Below are 18,639 nucleotides of genomic sequence, written 5' to 3'. Positions count from 1 at the left end.
TTTTTCCTACCATGAGCATACAGCTTATTTCTTTTATAGCTGAGATTTTTGTTAAAGTAAAAAAAAGTATCATCAGCGCTGATAATATAGGTAAAAAGGGAATTTATTCGAGCATATTAAAGCGATGCATTAAGGTATTGTTGTATGAATTTTTATGGTTAAAGCATTACTTAAGCCACTAATGCAGATATTTCATCGGGATCTAATCTTATAAAAGTCACTGCATGGACTAGCATGAGTTTTGGTTAAGATGAAACCCCACTTTAAAGTAGGGTTTTATTAAAAGCCTATTTTAAAGTAGGAAATATTTTTATTTCATGTTCCGCCAATAGACATAAATCCGAGATATAGAGAAGGAGAGTTCGCTCTACCAAAAAACTTTATGTTATTAGCTGCGATAATTTCTTTGAAAACATCTTTTAGTTGTCCAGCAATCGTAATCTCGCTCACGGGAAACGAAAGTTGCCCATTTTCAATCCATAACCCTTGAACTCCTTGGCTATAGTCTCCGGTTATTGGGTTAATACCGCAGCTAAATAAGCTTGTTACGTACAACCCTTCCTTGATTCTACTTATCAGTTCCTTTTCAGAATATGTATCGCTGCTTTCTAGATAAATATTTGTCACTAAAGGAAGGATGCTTCCGCTAAGGGTGCGTTTGGCAAAACCATTTGATTGTAAGCCAAGTTTGTTGGCGTTGTACTGATCAAGTATCCAGTTTTTTAATATCCCTTTTTCTATTAGCGGAAAGCATTTGCTCGTGTAGTTTCCCTCATCATCAAAGGCTGGTGTTTCGATTTTACAGTTTGCTCCTTCTGGATTGTTCAATATGTTTATACTGCTTGGAAGTATCTCTTTATCCATATAATTTTTTAAAAAGGTTGCTGATTGGGTAACTGATTTGCCACTAAGGAAACTGCTAAAGTTGTTGAGAAAAGTCGAAGCGCACCTTGCATCAAATATAACTTCTCGTTTGCACGTCGGGATTTTCCGTGGTTTTAGGCCTTCTATAGCTCTTTTTTCTGCTTCGGCTGCTAATTCTGCTGGGATGAGGTCCTTAAGCGAGTTGCTAGTGACGTATGAATAACCTGCATTCAGGTTGCCTTCATTTTCCGCGACTACGCCTACTACAGCAGAGAATAGTTGGTTTTGAAAAGTTCCAGAAAACCCATTCGTATTTGCAACTATTTTTTTTATGATTTTTTTTTCAAATTCAATGGTTTCTGTGGTTTTTAGTTTCCCATTTGAGTGGGCTATTTGCTCAGTTTCGATTGCCAACTCCTTTAATTTATCGGGAAAGTTGTGGTCAGTGTGAGTACTATAAATATCATCAATTACTGCCACATTTTGTGGTAGTGAAGCGTATTCATTTTCTGGAATATATGCTAATGTATCGTATGCTTGGGAAACTAAGCGTCGGACATCTGCAGAAGGGTCACATCTTATAGAGGTTACCTTCTTGTCTTTTATTAGTCTAAACGTAACGCTCGAGAATAAAGATTCCTCTAGTTTTTCTATTTCGAAGTTTCTTGCGTTCGCGATCGTGCTTTGAGTTTGAGTCAGCAATAAATCTGCTTGGCAATCTCGTTTTCTTGCTTCGCTTAATATGACTTCTATGCAATTTTTGACGTTCATTTTGGTATTTTTGAGATCTTTATAAAACTTAAGTATCTTGCTCTCAATTCGCAATGCGTTGTTATTACATTTGCTGATGTTTTATGGATTTTATTACACTAGTAACGTTATCCGGCAAACATCATAAATGTAATAATTCGATCTCATTCATCATTTATGTAATGAAGAAATGAAATTGCGGGAAGCTATGTCTATTCAGTTAGAGTGGGTTTATAATTGCGCCTGAGTGCTAGTGATAAACATTTAATTTGTATTAACTGAAACATGAAAAAAGTTCTCGTCCCAAGAATGGGTGAATCAATTGCAGAAGCATCCGTTGTGAAAATTATCAAAAATATTGGTGAATCCGTGAGGGAGGACGAATTACTTTTTGAGCTTGAAACCGATAAGGCAGCCGTAGAAGTATCTGCTCCTGTTTCTGGAATCCTGAGTAAAATCAACGTTGAAATAGGGCAAGCGGTAAAAGTAGACGATGTTCTCGGGTTAATTGATGAAAATGTTGTCGCACCCGGTGGAGGTAACCCAATTTCATCTGGAGTTGGTGATCGTAATATCGTTCCGCCATCTGTTGCCATTGCAGGAGGAGTCGCATTGGGTGCAAGCGCGGAAAAGAATATTTCCTCGATAAAATCTTCTGAGTTAATTTATGCAAAGCAGGATGCACCATCTGCGCGGATTCTGATGGAAGAAAAGTTCTTGTCCCCGTGTGATATCGTTGGTACGGGGAAAGATAACAGGATAAGGAAAGTTGATGTATTAAGTCGACTGTTTTATGGTGATCCAGAGCAAGAAAAAGATTCGGAATCAGAACAGCGTGCAGTTGCTGGTAGTAGTTCTGTGAGTCCTGGGTTCCCTGAAAGGGTTGTGCCGATGTCTAAGTTGAGACAAAGAATTGCGTCGAGACTGAAGGAATCACAAAATACAGCTGCAATTTTAACGACTTTCAATGAAGTAGATATGGGGAATGTCATTCAAATAAGAAAGCGTTACAAGGATTCCTTTGAAAAGGTCCATGGCTTAAAACTTGGCTTTATGTCGTTTTTTGTACAAGCTGTTATTTGTGGGCTTGAAGCTTTTCCGGAAATTAATGCCGAGATTCGTGGAAAGGACATAGTTTATAAGGATTACTATAATATTGGGGTTGCCGTTGGAACAAAGAACGGTCTTGTTGTGCCAGTAATAAAAAATGCGCAGAATCTTTCCTTTGCAGAAGTTGAAAGACAAATACTTGAGTACGGAAAAAAGGCTAGGGATGGCAAGATAGAGCCAGACGATATGCAGGGTGGTACTTTTACCATTTCTAATGGTGGTATTTATGGTTCACTCATGTCAACGCCGATTATTAATCCCCCACAATCTGGCATACTTGGAATGCACGCAATAAAAGAAAGGCCTATTGTTATTGATGGTGCGATTGTTGTGCGGCCAATGATGTACCTTGCTCTCTCTTATGATCACCGTATAGTTGATGGTAGGGAGGCAGTGAGCTTCCTTGTTCGTGTGAAGGAGTGTTTAGAAAACCCTGAGAGACTCTTACTTAAAGTCTAGTAGAGCTTCTAGAGATGGTTCAAATTTTACCTGACCTTTTGCTTTGGGGGAATTTATTTACTTTGGCCGCGTGGTTGTGTCTCTGTTATTCGGCAAGAGCGGGATTTCTTAGCTGTACTAAGGGTTAGAGTATGATATACAGAGATGCTATTTTCTAGATGCGGGTTCGCAGAAAGATTTGTTTTTCTTATGTAGTTTATACAGGGTAGTGTGTTTATAGTATTAGAGGGAATTGATGGGTCCGGTAAGAGTACACAGGTAAAACTTTTGAGTAAGTTTCTTGCAAAAGATGGTTATCCTTGCGTTTTAACGAGGGAGCCCGGTGGTACTTCCTTTGCCGAGAGTTTAAGATCCATGATCCTCCATGATCCTATAGATCCTATGGCGCGGTTGTTGCTCATAGTTAGTGCACGTGTTGATCATTACAATAAAGTGATACTGCCCGCATTGAAAGAAGGTAAGGTTGTCGTTTGCGACAGGTTCATTTATTCGACCTTAGCATATCAGGGATATGGGGATAAAATTGACCTACAGACAATTTTAGATTTACACAGGCTTTCCGGTTGTCTGGTTGAACCTGATTTAACTCTGCTTCTTTTGGGATCTGGTCATAAAAAATTAGGTCGTGATAACTTTGAACGTATGCCCAGAGAGTACCTTTCGAACGTATGTATGGGATACGAGAAAATTGCACGTATGTATCCGAATATTCATGTTATTAAATGCATGGGAGTCGGTCGTACGAGTGAGGAGATCGTTAAGATAGTACAAGGAAAAATAAGTGAAAAACAAACTTCATCGTGTAGGTAGATGCACTGCTTCTTCAAGTCGGTGGCTTTATAGACACGTTAATGATCCTTTCGTGAAAAAAGCGAAAGCTGAACAATACAGATCCAGAGCGGCATACAAACTTCTAGAAATAGATGAAAAGTTTAATCTCATTCGGAAGGGTTTTGTTGTGCTTGAGCTCGGAAGTGCACCTGGTGGTTGGAGCCAAGTAATCGCAGATATTTTGAATGGTACTGGACGGCTAATTGCAGTTGATTTGGCTGATATGGATCCTATTTCTGGGGTTGAGGTCGTAAAATTGGATATAGAGTTGCAGCGTAAAGAGCTCTATGAATACATTAGCGGTGTTGAGTTAGATGTTATTGTTTCGGATCTTGCACCAAGCGCTTCTGGCAGCAGAGTCACGGATAGCATTTCATCAATAAGATTGGCTGAGCTAGTTCTGCATTATGCAAAAAACAGCTTGAAGAAGTTTGGTACAGTGGTAACCAAGATACTTAGAGGTAGTGAGGACGAATATAGATTTGTTAATTCACTAAGGAAGCAGTTTAAGAAAATAGAGTATTTCAAACCGGACGCTAGTAGGAAGGCTTCTCGGGAAATATACCTTATTTTGCTTGGTAAGCTTTCTTAGCTTGTCTGTTTCTATAATACGAAATCTCTTTTTTTTTGTGGAGTAAAGCGGAATCCCTACTATTCCGATTACGGGTCGTAAAAATCTGTGGAATTTTTGAGGTCCTGATTCTGTGGCAACAATTTTATTAAGATGTAGTTTTTACTTCAAGCAAAGCATCTACAAACTCTGAAGGAGAGAATTCTTCCAGATCGGTTATTTTTTCTCCTGTCCCAACAAAGTATATCCCAAGATTAGGATACCTTTCAGCTATAGCTACAATCACTCCTCCTTTGGACGTGCCATCTAATTTTGTCACGACCAGTCCAGTGAGATTGACCGCATCTTTAAAAACCTGCACTTGGTTAAGAGCATTTTGCCCAGTACTGGCATCGAGAGCTAGTATAACTTCGTTGGGTGCTGAGGGCATTAGCTTCGAAAGTACCCTGCATATCTTTTTGAGTTCTTCCATGAGGTCATTCTGTGTGTGTAACCTGCCAGAAGTATCTACTATAAGTACATCAACTTTATCTTCTAGAGCTTTTTCTAAGGCTTTATAAGCGGTACCAGAGGCATTTTTGCTTGTTTCGCTTGAAAAAAATGTCGCAGATGCTCTTTCCGCCCAGAAACGCAGTTGCTCTATTGCAGCTGCCCTGAAAAGATCACATGCAGCAATCATGACCGTTTTATTCTCTTGAATAAATTTGTATGCTAATTTCCCTATAGTGGTTGTCTTACCATTGCCATTCACACCACAAAATACAATGACTTGAGGTCCGGTCTGTGGGAAAATCAGCTTTTTTGATGTGGGATCGAGTACTTTTTTCATTTCTTCACGCGTAATACTTTTCACTTGTTCAAGTGACTCGCCATCTTTTACTTTAATTTTTTTGACCGTTTTAATGATTCTCTCAGTCACTGTAGGGCCAATATCAGCGGAAATAAGTAATTCTTCCAACTGTTCAATAGTAGATTCACTTATTTTCTCTTTTGCAAAAATATTATCGATTCCACTTGATAAGTAATCTCTACTCTTTGTGATCGAGTTTCTAATTGAGGAAAAGACACTTTTGAACACTACTATAAGCCTAATTTACTCCATGAAACTTCACTCTAACATAGAAACTTCTGCAGAAGGATATTTTTTTCTAAAATTCGGAAACAGAAGTTCCTCTTAGTAGTTAGTAAAGTAGCTTGCACCGGTATTGCAATGCCTAAGGTGTTATAGGAGAATCTTCGCACACAAAGAGAGAAAATCGGTTTATGTTTTCCCTTATAGATTGCTGGAACAGTGGTAAAGAGTTTCTTGGTACCAGGTATCCCATTATGGGAGGAGCAATGAGTTGGATTTCTGAGCACCGTTTAGTTTCTGCTATTTCCAATGCTGGTGCCTTTGGTGTATTAGCTTGTTCTGCAATGTCTCCGGATCAACTGGAACAAGAAATATGCCTTACAAAAGAGCTCGTTGGTTCTAATCCATTTGGTGTGAACATAGTTTTGATGCACCCTCAGTTACCTGAACTGATTGATGTGTGCATTCGTTTCGGTATTACACATATGATTTTGGCAGGTGGTATTCCCTCAAAACAGGTTTTAAGTCTTGTTTTGGATCGCGGGATTAAGGTTATTGTGTTTGCACCCTCCCTCTCGATCGCGAAAAAAATGTGTAGAATCGGTGCAAGTGCATTGATAATAGAGGGTAGAGAAGCTGGTGGTCATGTTACTAGGGTAAGTACATCTGTGCTTGCTCAGGAAATCTTGCCGGAGATTCGCGATGTTCCCATTTTTATTGCTGGTGGAATAGGTACTGGGGCTATCGTGAAAAGTTACCTAGAAATGGGAGCTGCTGGTTGTCAAGTTGGGACGCTTTTTGCCTGTGCAAAAGAATCCATTGCGCACCCAAGATTTAAAGCAAAGTGTGTAGCAGCCTCTTCTCATGATGCGATTGTTTCAGAGCAGCTGGATCCTAGGCTTGCCGTTATTCCGGTTCGTTTACTAAAGAACGATGCAACTGAAGAATTTAAAGTTTTTCAAAGAGAAATAATTAGGCAGCTTGATTCTGCTCATATTTCTAAGGAAGAAGCACAGCTTGCCATAGAAAAATTTTGGGCTGGAAGTCTGCGTAGAGCTGTAATAGAAGGTGATACTGAACGTGGCTCGGTGATGGCTGGTGAAGTTGTAGGTTTAGTTAAAGGCGAGCGTCCGGTAAGAGACATATTGAATGATCTAATCAGTTGTGTGTGAATGTATGCAGGAAGTTTCTCTGGTAAACTAATAGTTAAGTCTTCCTTGTATTAATAGCCCTTGTGGAGAAATGTTTTTCCTGTATTTTTAGTTTAGTTTCTTTGAATATCTGGTTCGGTGTTTAATTCGTTTCTTCTCTTCCTATCGCGGATCTACCGAGAGATTTCCGATTTGTTCACGCGGTTCTGTGGTCTCTTTGGAGAGAAGGAGAAGTTTTATAAAGTAATTAAGGATAACCTTCACTCTTCTTCCAATTTCAGAGAGTTTTATAAAAATAATGTTTCTCTAGGTCTTTATCATTTCTACAGAGGTAATCTTAGTGATGCTAAGTTTCGTTTTAAGATGCTTAATAGTTTGTACCGGAATAAACCATTGATTCCGTATAATCTGGCTAGATGCTTTTTGATCTCCGGAGAAACGAAGAAGGCTAGGGCTATATTTGAGAGCATTATCTCCAAAGGGAGAGAATATGAGGAAGTGAGGTTCTTTTTAGATTTTCTTAATGGTCAAAAAATAAATAGGATCCCGAACTTCATTGTTAAAGAAAGATTTGAACACTTGGCGCAGGAGTATGTTGAGAGGTTTCTTATAGGTAGAAGGTACATTGGACATAAGCTTATTTTTGAAGGGCTGAAAGCGATCATCGGTACTAAGCTTACTTCTGATGAGCTTTCGATTTTGGATCTTGGTTGTGGAACAGGTGTTTGCACACATTTCCTCAAATTAAGTGGTGTAGTGGGCGAGGCAACAGGTGTTGATATATCAGAAAACATGTTGGAAATCGCAAAACGATGTTTAGTTGATGGAAAGCCGGTTTTCAGTTCAGTTATCTGTAATGACATAAAGTCATTCCTTCTTTCTCAAGAGAATAACTACGATCTTGTGATAGCAGCTGATTCTTTTTCTTACCTTGGTGATTTATCGGATGTTATATCGAGTTGTATTACTATCTTGAAAGATGGAGGTGTACTAGCAGTGTTGGTGCGTGCAGCAAGGCAACAAGAGGTTCATGATTATGTCTTCGATGTTAATAGATCTCTATTCTATTACTCCTATGACTACATGAAAAATCTGGGTGAAGGTCTTGCTCTGAAAAATTGCATAGTTAGAAGGTGTACTTTCAAAAGTGCATGCAGCGGAATCATGGCGTTCTATGTCAAGGGCGATTGTGCCATCTCTTAGCTCTTATGAATAAGCTTTTTTCACCGTTCCCTGGTGTTATAAAATCGATCTTTAATTTTCCTCACAGGCTTTTTTCTTTTCCTCATAAAAACAAGACTGATGGGCGGGGAGTCATTTACGCCAGTCAATTTAAACGTTCTGTCAGTACGATTATGGACCTTCTTTTTTGTGTTCTGATATTGAAGGTTAGTGGGTACTTACTTTCTTTCTTCGTTGATCTGCAGTTTCCAGTCGAGGTTCTTGAGAGGTATAGATTTAGTCTTCCTATGAGTCAGGCAGAAAGAGCTCTTATCATAGGGTTCTATAAGAGTGTTCTAGTAATACAAGTATTTCAGTTGATACTTTTGGCAATATTATTTGTTACCTGTTGGCACAGGTTTGGCTGTACGCCAGGCAAGTGGATTTTAAGGTTGAGGCTTCTTGACGATGAGACTTTGGAAAAGCCTTCGGTCTCTGCATGTATAAAAAGGTTAATTATGGTGCCTTTGTCTTTGCTTGTGTTTTTCCTTGGCATGTTCTGGAGCATTTTTGATAAGAAAAGTAGAACCTGGCATGATATTTTCGCCGGAACCGTGGTTGTATCGAATGGTGCTGAAATTTTTCGAAAAGAAGCTGCTTATCATTCTGCAACTTACCAGGGCAAAGCAGAGGATTGAAATCGTTTCCCGGACTGAAGTGCTCTTTCTCTTTGGAAAACCGGTTTAGTAAATTCTCTTTCCCTGCTACTATTTTAAAGGATCCTTCTGTGGTACCTGGTTCTGTGAGTAGTCTCTTTTTTATTTCTGCGGCTTCTGTTTTTTTCTGTACCTTTGTATTTTTTTTCTTTAAGCTGAACGCCTTTGAGAAAGTCGGCACCGCGTTAATTTTAGTTGCTTGTCTTTTTACATTTTTTCAGAACAACTTATTCTATATTTTACTCGGCCTTGAGATTCTTTCGCTGATATACTCGACATTAATTGCTTCGCAGGGTAACGTAAAAGGAGCCATTACATATGCAGCATGCAGTTTTGCCGTAGCTACTGCTATGGCTGCGCTCATACCTCACGACCTTTCTTTTACGGCGGATAACATTAATTTTTTACATCTTCATGATTTGAGGGAAAAGTTATTTGGAGGTTTACTGTTTCTCTATGCAGGTGTATTTATCATGGCCCCAGTGATAAAAAGTGAGTATGTAAGTGCTAGATCACTCTTTATTCCGTTTCTTAGCATCTTCACATATGCATTACCGCTGGCTTTAATCGGGAAAATTGGTATTGGCGACAGCGAATTTTTATTCGTCTTAAGTTTTTTCACGTTGCTATATGCATTTTATCGGATGGCGATTGAGAAAAAGCTGCTAGATGCACTCATAGCAAACCAAATAGGGCAGGTGGGTTTAACAGGTATCATTCTGCACTGCTCTATAAGTGATGTATATCATTATATTTTTGCATCCGCTGTTTATCAGCTGGTGGTGTATTTTGTTTGTTCACTCCTTTTGAGGTTAGGTGTAGACACATTTACAAAAGTGACAAAATTTAGCTTTCTTTCGCTGATTCCTTTATTTGTATCTCTTATTGTAATTTTCGCGGGTTTTATTTTTTTCCGGAGCCCTGGTCTTCTTTTTTTGCAGTCCTTTGGATATGGAGCAAAAATAACAGTCTTTTTTTTACAAGCTCTTTTCACTTCTATGATACCAGTAAGGTTGTTATATTGCTGCTATGCTACCAGTGGAAGGATCAACAACAAAACTTTCGATATTTCTTTAGGTGAAAGGTTCTGTATTGCGTGTATTTGTATTTATGTGTTTCTTTCTTTCACCACTTGGCTTCATAATCTTGTTGAGTTTTTTCTAATGCTAGCAGTATTTCTGGGTACTGCCGTCCTATATTTCCTTTTCTCAGGTACGATACGTATGCTCCTTTTAGAATTAAATGCACTACTACGGTCAAGTTCACTGGTACTTAACCGACTTACTTCAAAAATGGAAAAGCATTTGTTTTTTCTTTGGAACTCGGCTATTCGAGGACTGTGCACTTTATTTGGATCAGTGATCCCAACGACCTGTAGTTGTTTAGACTCCTTGTCGCTTAGTATTGTGATTTTTTTAATGAGCATCGTTGTTGTATTGTTTCTCTTTGCAGGGGTTTGATTTCTTATGTTTGATTCACTTTCTAAAAAAATTGGTGGTGCACTGGATGGAATAAAGAATAGAGGGGTGATTACCGAAAAGGAGTTTGACGATTTTGTTCGGAAGTTGCGTCTGACGTTTCTCGAGGCAGATGTTAGTCTGCCTGTCACTAAACAGTTTATCGCAAATGTAAGGGAATCGGTTATTGGAAAGTCTCGTGTGAAAGGGATCTCGACACCAGCGGTAATTGGAAGTGTTGTAAAAGAGGAATTAGTAAAAATTTTGGGAGGTGAATCACAGAAATTTGAATTCCCGAAATTTGGGAAACAGATATTGATGTTTGTTGGTTTACAGGGAGTTGGGAAGACTACAACTGCAGCAAAGTTAGCTCTGTTGATTCGGAAAAAATTTAAAAAAAATATTCTTTTATCTTCTGTAGATATCTATAGGCCTGCAGCGAGGAAACAGCTTGAAATTCTTGCAAAGCAAATTGACGTTGATACTGTTCCTATAGTGGAAGGTGAGGATGTCGATGCGATCGTAAAGAAAACATTAGATTTATTTAATAATAGCCATGAAGGTTATGATGTGCTTATGGTTGACACTGCCGGACGTTCGCAAATTGATTCTGTGCTTATGGAAGAGCTAAAAGTGATTAAGAATCGCTTACAGCCCTCCGAGATATTTCAGGTTCTAGATGCGATGATGGGGCAAGATTCACTTAATGTTGCGAGGACATTTCACTCAGAGATCGGTACAACTGGGGTAATAGTGAGCAGGCTAGACAGCGATGCGCGGGTTGGTTCAGTGCTTTCAGTTAGGCAATCTGTTGGTCTTCCTATTAGATTTTGTGGCGCTGGAGAGAGGGTTAATGATTTAGAAGAATTTCACCCGGAACGTATGGCAGGAAGAATAATGGGAGCTGGGGATATTGCCTCCCTAGTTGAATATGCCTCGTCTGAAGTTGGTGAAGAAAGAATAGGTTCTATAAGAAAAAGAATCGAAGCTGGTAAGTTCGATTATGATGATCTTGTGTTGCAGTTGAAAAGCATTGACAAGCTTGGCGGAATAGCTAAACTCTTACGTTTTATTCCCGGAATTAATAAAGTTCCGACGGAGCATCTTGTCGATGATACAACCCTGAAGAAAAATCTGGCCATGATAGGCAGTATGACAAAGAGGGAAAGAGCGTGTCTCGATTCCATCAACCAGTCACGCAAATCACGCATAGCGAGTGGGGCAGGAGTTAAGATATACGAAGTGAACAAGTTAATAAAAAACTTTGAGAAAGCTCGCCTGCTCGCCCTAAAAATAGGAAAAGTAGGTGCAACAAATGAGAAATCCATACACGACCTCAACGAACTACTCAGGAAATAAGGAAAACAGGAAGGGAGGGGCCCCCCTTTTCTGGCCCCCAGAGAAATAGTACACGGGGAATCAGAAGTAAAAAGCGATCCCCGAGTCCGCCTATCGCTTACGCACTTTAGGAAAATAATGTGTTATTGTTGAGGCATCGTTCATCTCAGATACCGGTTTGGAAGCGCCTTCAACAGATAATTTTCTTGCATGAATAGAGACATCACTCTCGGATTTCTTATCCACTTTGGAGTCGATGGCTTCGCTCGGTTTCTGACTAGCTGACTGAGTACCTTGGGAGCTACACTGAGCTGAAGAGGTCACAGTATTAGGTAAAGCAGCAGAGGCCAGCTCTTTTCCACCGTGGAAGAGCCACGACCGTACTCGCATAAAATTACAATTCTTATTCAAGTAAGCCGACAAGCTATCTAACACCTTCCCACGAGCAGCGAAACACTTTGATTGATCTGCGAAGTCCGAAAGCTCGCCGTGCGAAAGCAGTATTCCATGCCCGGATATAAAATACTGGGTATCCTTAGTATCAAAACACATATAAGCACCGGGAATATTGAATCTGTAATGCAAATTCGCATTACGCTCCACTGCCTTTATTTTTTTGACTGTGCAACGGCACTGTGACGACCCACTTACTCTTTCAACATTTATTTCAGCTTGTGAGAAGGGCCATACGAAAAACCTTCCGTCAACGGTAGGAGAACGGACAGCTCCTGCCAAAGAAAGACAAAGCGTGCCACTAAAGACGTGATAATTAACTTGGGAGAGATTATAATTGACACCCTGAAAAAAAGCGCCACAGTAACCTAGAAAGGAAGAAGGCCGAAACGGCTTTCCCTCAGTTATTAGAGCTACAGTAGAACCATCATAGAAGAGTATGGAAGCGTAACTGGTGCCCAAATTAATACTTTCCTGAACCTTGATGAAAATCTTGCCAGTGGCAACAGACTCACCCTTATTTTTCTCGACCGCCACAACTAGGTGCTCATCATCAGTACCCGAGAATTCCAGACTCAAAGTGCCGCGCTCCTGAGACCAGCTTAACAATTTAAAGTTCCACTTCTCTCCGTCAGATTTGCGTAATTTAAAGAGCAAGGTTTCCAACTTTTGTATTTCTTGTAGATCCATATATTCCGTATTATCAAAATATACCAATCTTCTAAACTAATATTGATGTTATTTCTAGTCTACTTTAAGCGTTTGTACACATAATTTTGCTTATGGAAAATAAATGATGAGATATTACGCAGATCGATACTATTGGCTAGAATTTATATTCAGTACGCGTCCGTCAATTGAGATTATTGGAACCGGGCTTTATGCAAGGAACATTGCTCAATTCTTTTGGGATATTTGCTGCATCAAATGTGACACAATTTAATTTCACGACACTAAGAAACTCGCAACTATGCTTTTTAAAACGTTTTTCTGCAGCTCCTTCAGATCTATCTATTATTGAAGCTGCAAAGATAACATTTGCACCACGGTCATGGACTTTTTGTATAACATCTATAGAAGAGCCAGCTGTTGTGACTACATCCTCTATGAGCAGAACGTTTTGTCCACTCTCTACTTTAAAACCGCGCCTTAGAGTAAGTTCACCATTAAACCTTTCAAAAAACACAAAATCTTTATCCAATAAGCGCGCTACCTCGTATCCAATGATCAATCCACCGAGTGCTGGTGCGACGATTAAGTCGACCACACTCTTGATTTTTTCAGGGATGAGTTGCACCAAAGCCGATGCAAACTTAAAGACACGTCGTGGATTTTGCAGTAAAAGAGCGCACTGCACATATGTATCGCTGTGCAGTCCGGAAGAAAGGACGAAATGTCCCTTTAGTATGGCGCCAGAGGCGTAAAGCTCATCAAGTAGTGCTTCTTCCACCTGGCCTTTCCTAGAAACCCTCATTATCAGCTATATCCGCATGCGCCATCCTCCCTCATTATACCAATTTTTATTTCTTGTGAAATCTCTTCGATAAATGAGCAATCAGAGAAATTATTTGATCTATTTGCAATTATTTGATTCGCGTATGTTGATGTAACTAGTAAGCTCTGTAACTTCTCAAGTGTGTCAAGATATTCTGCTGGAGCATATACCTTTATTGTGACCTTCTCTTTTATTGTTAGACCAGCTGATTTCCTGGCTTGCTGTATCATACGTACTAAATCTCTGAACCTTCCCTCAGCCATCAGTTCCTCGTCTAGTTTCAAGTCCAACTTTACAGCTAAGCAAAACGAAGCGACTTGTCCCGTATTGCTGTTTTCAGAGGCAGCCGAAATCTCGTATTCGTCGTTTTTCAGAAGTCTATCGCCGAGATATACTTCGCCAGAGAGCATACTTTTCCAGTGTCCACTTTTGAGTTCATTGATCATGTGTTTTACTTCTTTTGGGTATCTTTTGCCTAAAACGTGAAAGTTTAGTTTAAGTGATTGCCTTACTTGAGGATCACTTTCTTTGAAGGTAATGCACTTTACGTTTGCCTCATCCTTCAGGATAGATAGTAGTTCGGTGTTTTCTATGAATGCTGAGCTGACTTTACCTATAACTTCGAGATGTCTTAATGGTTGCCTTATTCTAACGGCGTTTTTGTTCCTTATGGAAAAGGCTGTGTTGCATATTTCTCTTGTTAATTGCATTGTTTGTATGATTTCTTCGTCCTCAGGCAAAACATTAACCTCTGGGTATTTTTCTAGATGTACAGATGTTGTTTCATCATTGTGCAATGCCATCCAAATTTTTTCCGCATTCATTGGAAGGAGTGGCGCAATTATCTTAAGTATTTCCGAAAGTACAAAATGCAGGACTTCGAAGGCTTGCTGTTCTCCTGCCACAAACCTTTCCCTAGAGCGTCTAATGTACCAATTGTTGAGCGTATCGATAAAACTGAGTACATTTTTGCAAGCAGACTGTATATGATAGCCATTCATTGCATTTTTCATTTTTTGTGAGAATGCTCTGTACTCTGAAAAGATATACCTATCGAGTAAATTAGCGGAATCATTCACTTCATTTAGGAGACGTATTGAGTGGTAATTTGCATATGTTGCAAAAAAGTTGTAAGCGCTGTAGAGCGGCTTTAGGATAAGTCTAACAACGTCCTTGATTATTTCTCCACCTTTATCTATCAACAGAGTACCCCCATTCATCACTGAAGAGGACAACATTAGGAAGCGCAATGCATCAGCTCCATATTCGTCAAATAGCTCTTTTGGATCCTTATAATTATTCAGTCTTTTAGAGAGTTTTTTTCCATCTTTATCTAATATCACCCCATGGGCAAGGCAATTTTTAAACGGCACGCTGTCAAAAAGTGCTACAGATAGAACCATGAGCGTATAGAACCAACCACGTGTCTGTGCAACATATTCAGTAATGAAATCTGACGGGAAATTCTTTTCAAACCACTCTTTGTTCTCAAAAGGATAGTGAGCTTGTGCAAAAGGCATTGAGCCTGATTCAAACCAGCAGTCCAGAACTGATTCCACTCTTACCATAAAGGACTTTCCTGTAGGATCATCCGGATTTTTTCTTGTTAATGTGTCTATAAAAGGTCTGTGTAGATCAGTAATTTTCACACCGAAGTCCCTCTCAATTTCGGTTATACTTCCATACACATCAACTCTTGGATAAGCAGGATCTGTCGATTTCCATATTGGTACAGGTGTTCCCCAGAATCTATTTCTTGAAATTGCCCAATCCTTTGCATTTTCTAGCCATTTGCCCACCAGACTTTCTTTAAGGTGTGAAGGAATCCAATTAATACTTTCATTAAGTTCGAGCATCCTCTCTTTTATTTTACTGACACTCAAATACCATGACGGAACAACCCTGTATATGAGTGGTGTATCGGTACGCCAGCAATGTGGATAACTGTGCATGTACTCCTCGATTTTGATTAGCCGTTTTTTTTCTTTGAGTATGAGAATGATATCCTCATTAGTTTCAAAGACATGCTTGCCTGCAAATTGTGGCACTTCAGATGTAAATCTAGCTCGATCATCGACGGGGCAAACGACTGTTATCCCGTGCTTTTTTGCCAACTCAAAGTCTTCCTCACCGAATCCAGGTGCTATATGTACTATTCCGGTTCCATCTTCGTCTGTTACAAAGTCTGCATACTGTATAACAAAGGCACCATTCTCTTTTTCGTGTGCAAAGAATTTGAAGAGTGGCTTATACCTTTTACCAACCAGGAGTTCGCTCGGAACTATTATCCCACCTACTTCCTTATTTGAAGATTGAGAAGAGATATAGTACTTACCATCCTTCTCAACACGGGTATAGACAACATGCTCTGATATGCCAAGCATCATATTTGAAGGTAGGGTCCAAGGTGTTGTGGTCCACGCTAACAGGTAGGACGTTTTGCCGTCACCAAATAAATCGTCTTCCAATTCAAAGGCGACTGTCACAGACTTACTTTTTTTCTCCCTATAGGCATTATCCAGGCGTGTTTCGAAGTTCGATAATGGTGTTTGACATGCCCAGCTATAAGGCACTACCTTTACGGATTCATAAATCAAGCCTTTTTTATACAACTCCCTAAACGCCCAAATTACGGATTCCATAAAGGAAAGGTCCATAGTTTTATAGTCGTTGTGAAAATCGACCCACCTTCCTTGTCTAGTGACGTAGTACTCCCATTCGGATGAAAAAAGTAAAACTGATTTTTTGCACTCCGCGTTAAATTTATCTATTCCGAAGTTTTTTATTGCTTCTTTTCCTGAAATCTTAAGTGTTTTTTCGGTGTACATCTCTGCAGGCAAACCGTGACAGTCCCACCCGAATCTCCTTTCCACTTTTTTGCCGAGCATTGTCTGATATCTGGCCACGGTATCCTTAATGAAACCGGTAAGTAGGTGTCCGTAATGTGGCAATCCATTTGCAAAAGGCGGTCCATCATAAGAGACGAACTCTCTATTATCCGTTCTTGAAGAGACAGAATGAGCAAAAACCCTATTTTTCTCCCAAAATTGCAGAATTTGTTCTTCTATCTTCGCAAAAGAAAGATTTTGAGAAATTTCTGGGTAGGAAGAGTTACTCATTTTGAACTAGTAATGCTTGCATAGAATTCTAGCTAATTGCGCGTAGCAGAACAATTAGGTTGTACTACTATAGGATCATCCTCTTTTAACAATCTTTGAACGGGAACTTCACATTTATGTTTGTTTATATGGGTTAATATCATTTCCATAACCTTTTAAAGTGATACTTTCATTCATGACGTAGTTGGACTTAATCATGCTCAGAAAGCCAGTTTTGTGACACCTTCGTCTGAAAGGCCCATTTGCACAAAACACCGGGATCTCATAGTTTCTTTCATTTGATGGTATAGATGCAGTTTCCTCTGTGATTAGTGCACTCTTACTTTTCGCTTGTGTTTTTTCTTAACTTAAAGTTCTGCCCCTCTAGATTTTTATTTTTCTATTTCTGGGCTTAATAAGGTTCTAGCAAAGCAGATTGGATAACCTCTAGGAAAAGATCTAATTGATGTTCTACAACTGTTTACACAGAATGACACTTTTGTGGCTATTCAATTGAGCTTCCTGAAATGTGAACATTATTGCCCTATTTTTTTGAGCGTTATCATGTACGGATTAGCAAAAAAAGTATCTTGCCCTCTCCTTCTTTGGGTTTTATTCGGCTATATTGCTATTTAGATGTATTCCATACAAATTGACATCTACACTTTCTCCTTGTGTTGTCTTTAACATGCAGTCTACCTTTAGAGTTTCCATAGTTGGAAAGGCAAATGTTGGTAAATCAACATTGTTTAATAAGATGGCCAAGGAAAAACGTTCAATTACTATGGATAGAAAAGGAGTCACTCGTGATGTGGTTGTCAGAAGAATTTCACTAAGTGATGGGAAATCGCTTCTTCTACTTGATACTGCAGGCTTCAATCCACAACATCCAGAAACAGTTGAAAGGACTGAATATGCGATAAAGGAAAGCGATATGGTTCTTTTCGTGATTGACAATAAAATCGATTCCGAGGATATGCTTTTTGCCAATTGGCTTAGAAGGAATGCTGGAAACAGTAAAATAGTTTTGGTTTGCAATAAGAGTGATCGTAAAGATAGAGATGATTGCTCACTTTTTGGCTTTCAGAATGTTTTTCTAATATCTGCCGAGCATTCGTTAGGTCTCAGGGAGCTCATTTCCTACATAGAGTCCTTTATACCGGAGCAATTAGATACTCCGAAAAATGGCTCTGAAGAACAAAGGAGAATTAAAGTCGCTATTTTAGGTCAGCCAAACGTTGGTAAATCTAGTTTGATGAACAAGTTTGTAGGTAAAGATCGTGTCCTCGTGCTACCAATAGCAGGTACTACAAGGGATCCAATAAGTGATGAGCTTCAGTGGAAATGCACAACCTTTGAACTTGTTGATACCGCCGGTTTGAGAAAAAAACAAAGAGTCACTGACGGATTAGAAAAAATATGCAATTCAAGGGCTTTACGTACTTCAGCAGAGAGTGATGTGGTGATTTTTATGTGCGACATATCAAATTTTACGTTGGAACGTCAGGATTTTCTTCTTATGAATAGGATCCTAGAACAAGGTAAACCAATGATACTTGTGGGGAATAAGAAAGATGCAGTCGATGCTATTGAACTTGAAAATATCAAGGACTTTATTAGTCTGCAAGCGCAAAAATTAATTGCTTCGCAGATACCGATATTTTTTATTTCCTGTCTACATGAGGGCGATTTTTCCTACATACTAGACGAATGTAGGAGGCTGCATGACGACTCGAAGCGAAATATTTCAACGCATCGATTAAATATGTGGCTCCAAGAAATTGTACGTCGCCACCCACATCCTATGGTGAACTCCAAGGCAGTAAAGCTTAAATATATAAAGAAATTACTAAATAAATTTGTTTTTGTACTAAGTGCAAATCGCCCTGAACTTGTCGCTGAGTCATATTTAAATTATGTGAGGAACTCCCTTATTAGAGACTTTCGGATTTGCGGTATTCCAGTGACCCTCACTTTAAAAAAGAACACCAATCCATACGTAGAAAGCAAACCTCCTGAACAAAAAAACATGGAATTGATATCCAGAAGAGGATCGGCATCTGGTTCTGGACCTACCCATCGTAAGAGCAGCATGAGAAAGTCCTCATAAGAT

The 18,639-nt window shown here is 39.3% G+C and carries 15 protein-coding genes; 10 read left to right on the top strand and 5 right to left on the bottom strand.

Annotation, left to right across the window (positions count from 1 at the left end):
• The first annotated feature begins 11 nt into the window (after positions 1 to 11).
• The gene (locus tag NSE_RS04130) at positions 12 to 182 is read left to right on the top strand and encodes a hypothetical protein (protein ID WP_011451939.1); all 171 of its coding nucleotides are present in this window, start codon (positions 12 to 14) and stop codon (positions 180 to 182) included.
• 133 nt (positions 183 to 315) lie between these two features.
• Here the strand turns inward: NSE_RS04130 and NSE_RS02260 are convergent, their stop codons facing one another.
• Positions 316 to 1,635 carry a TldD/PmbA family protein gene (locus NSE_RS02260; RefSeq protein WP_227028927.1) on the bottom strand — a complete coding sequence of 440 codons (1,320 nt, stop codon included), beginning with the start codon at positions 1,633 to 1,635 and terminating at the stop codon, positions 316 to 318.
• Positions 1,636 to 1,899: 264 nt separating this feature from the next.
• Here NSE_RS02260 and odhB point away from each other — a divergent pair, with 264 nt between their 5' ends.
• The 3 genes from odhB to NSE_RS02245 all read left to right on the top strand — a co-directional run bounded on the left by odhB (position 1,900) and on the right by NSE_RS02245 (position 4,606).
• Entirely contained in the window at positions 1,900 to 3,183 is a 1,284-nt protein-coding gene (gene odhB / locus NSE_RS02255; protein ID WP_011451937.1) for a 2-oxoglutarate dehydrogenase complex dihydrolipoyllysine-residue succinyltransferase, read from the top strand.
• 210 nt (positions 3,184 to 3,393) lie between these two features.
• Complete coding sequence (gene tmk / locus NSE_RS02250; protein WP_011451936.1) at positions 3,394 to 3,993, top strand: dTMP kinase; 600 nt, start codon at positions 3,394 to 3,396, stop codon at positions 3,991 to 3,993.
• Entirely contained in the window at positions 3,965 to 4,606 is a 642-nt protein-coding gene (locus tag NSE_RS02245; protein ID WP_011451935.1) for an RlmE family RNA methyltransferase, read from the top strand. The genes tmk and NSE_RS02245 overlap by 29 nt, the downstream gene beginning before the upstream one ends.
• 127 nt (positions 4,607 to 4,733) lie before the next feature.
• On the opposite strand, the gene ftsY is transcribed toward NSE_RS02245, so the two are convergent.
• Complete coding sequence (gene ftsY, locus NSE_RS02240; protein ID WP_011451934.1) at positions 4,734 to 5,663, bottom strand: signal recognition particle-docking protein FtsY; 930 nt, start codon at positions 5,661 to 5,663, stop codon at positions 4,734 to 4,736.
• Between the two features lie 185 nt (positions 5,664 to 5,848).
• Between ftsY and NSE_RS02235 the strand changes: the two genes are divergently transcribed.
• The 5 genes from NSE_RS02235 (at position 5,849) to NSE_RS02215 (ending at position 11,501) form a co-directional block, all read left to right on the top strand.
• Positions 5,849 to 6,829 (top strand): NAD(P)H-dependent flavin oxidoreductase, encoded by a 981-nt coding sequence (locus tag NSE_RS02235; RefSeq protein WP_011451933.1) that lies wholly within the window; start codon positions 5,849 to 5,851, stop codon positions 6,827 to 6,829.
• Between the two features lie 171 nt (positions 6,830 to 7,000).
• Positions 7,001 to 8,011 carry a methyltransferase domain-containing protein gene (locus tag NSE_RS02230; RefSeq protein WP_157858674.1) on the top strand — a complete coding sequence of 337 codons (1,011 nt, stop codon included), beginning with the start codon at positions 7,001 to 7,003 and terminating at the stop codon, positions 8,009 to 8,011.
• 5 nt (positions 8,012 to 8,016) lie between these two features.
• Positions 8,017 to 8,667 (top strand): RDD family protein, encoded by a 651-nt coding sequence (locus NSE_RS02225; RefSeq protein WP_011451931.1) that lies wholly within the window; start codon positions 8,017 to 8,019, stop codon positions 8,665 to 8,667.
• Positions 8,668 to 8,771: 104 nt separating this feature from the next.
• Complete coding sequence (locus NSE_RS02220) at positions 8,772 to 10,145, top strand: hypothetical protein (protein ID WP_227028926.1); 1,374 nt, start codon at positions 8,772 to 8,774, stop codon at positions 10,143 to 10,145.
• Between the two features lie 6 nt (positions 10,146 to 10,151).
• Entirely contained in the window at positions 10,152 to 11,501 is a 1,350-nt protein-coding gene (locus tag NSE_RS02215) for a signal recognition particle protein (RefSeq protein ID WP_011451929.1), read from the top strand.
• A 90-nt stretch (positions 11,502 to 11,591) separates the two neighbouring features.
• On the opposite strand, the gene NSE_RS02210 is transcribed toward NSE_RS02215, so the two are convergent.
• The 3 genes from NSE_RS02210 to ileS form a co-directional block, all read right to left on the bottom strand.
• On the bottom strand, positions 11,592 to 12,650 hold the full coding sequence (locus NSE_RS02210) for a hypothetical protein (RefSeq protein WP_227028925.1): 1,059 nt from the start codon (positions 12,648 to 12,650) through the stop codon (positions 11,592 to 11,594).
• A 136-nt stretch (positions 12,651 to 12,786) separates the two neighbouring features.
• Positions 12,787 to 13,407 carry an orotate phosphoribosyltransferase gene (gene pyrE / locus NSE_RS02205; protein ID WP_011451927.1) on the bottom strand — a complete coding sequence of 207 codons (621 nt, stop codon included), beginning with the start codon at positions 13,405 to 13,407 and terminating at the stop codon, positions 12,787 to 12,789.
• A 2-nt stretch (positions 13,408 to 13,409) separates the two neighbouring features.
• Positions 13,410 to 16,547: an isoleucine--tRNA ligase gene (ileS, locus tag NSE_RS02200; RefSeq protein ID WP_011451926.1), complete on the bottom strand. Its 3,138-nt coding sequence runs from the start codon at positions 16,545 to 16,547 to the stop codon at positions 13,410 to 13,412.
• Between the two features lie 667 nt (positions 16,548 to 17,214).
• On the opposite strand from ileS, the gene der reads away from it, so the two are divergent.
• A complete protein-coding gene (gene der / locus NSE_RS02195; protein ID WP_011451925.1) occupies positions 17,215 to 18,636 on the top strand; it encodes a ribosome biogenesis GTPase Der in 1,422 nt (473 codons plus the stop codon).
• The last annotated feature ends 3 nt before the right edge of the window (positions 18,637 to 18,639 follow it).

This window comes from Neorickettsia sennetsu str. Miyayama, from assembly GCF_000013165.1.
Lineage (GTDB): Bacteria > Pseudomonadota > Alphaproteobacteria > Rickettsiales > Anaplasmataceae > Neorickettsia > Neorickettsia sennetsu.
This window is presented reverse-complemented; position numbering and strand designations above follow the sequence as displayed.

Coding starts and splice junctions, on each gene's coding strand:
- NSE_RS04130 (WP_011451939.1), top strand. CDS start 12: ATGAGCATACAGCTTATTTCTTTTATAGCTGAGATTTTTGTTAAAGTA.
- NSE_RS02225 (WP_011451931.1), top strand. CDS start 8,017: ATGAATAAGCTTTTTTCACCGTTCCCTGGTGTTATAAAATCGATCTTT.
- odhB (WP_011451937.1), top strand. CDS start 1,900: ATGAAAAAAGTTCTCGTCCCAAGAATGGGTGAATCAATTGCAGAAGCA.
- pyrE (WP_011451927.1), bottom strand. CDS start 13,407: ATGAGGGTTTCTAGGAAAGGCCAGGTGGAAGAAGCACTACTTGATGAG.
- der (WP_011451925.1), top strand. CDS start 17,215: ATGCAGTCTACCTTTAGAGTTTCCATAGTTGGAAAGGCAAATGTTGGT.
- NSE_RS02235 (WP_011451933.1), top strand. CDS start 5,849: ATGTTTTCCCTTATAGATTGCTGGAACAGTGGTAAAGAGTTTCTTGGT.
- NSE_RS02215 (WP_011451929.1), top strand. CDS start 10,152: ATGTTTGATTCACTTTCTAAAAAAATTGGTGGTGCACTGGATGGAATA.
- NSE_RS02260 (WP_227028927.1), bottom strand. CDS start 1,635: ATGAACGTCAAAAATTGCATAGAAGTCATATTAAGCGAAGCAAGAAAA.
- ileS (WP_011451926.1), bottom strand. CDS start 16,547: ATGAGTAACTCTTCCTACCCAGAAATTTCTCAAAATCTTTCTTTTGCG.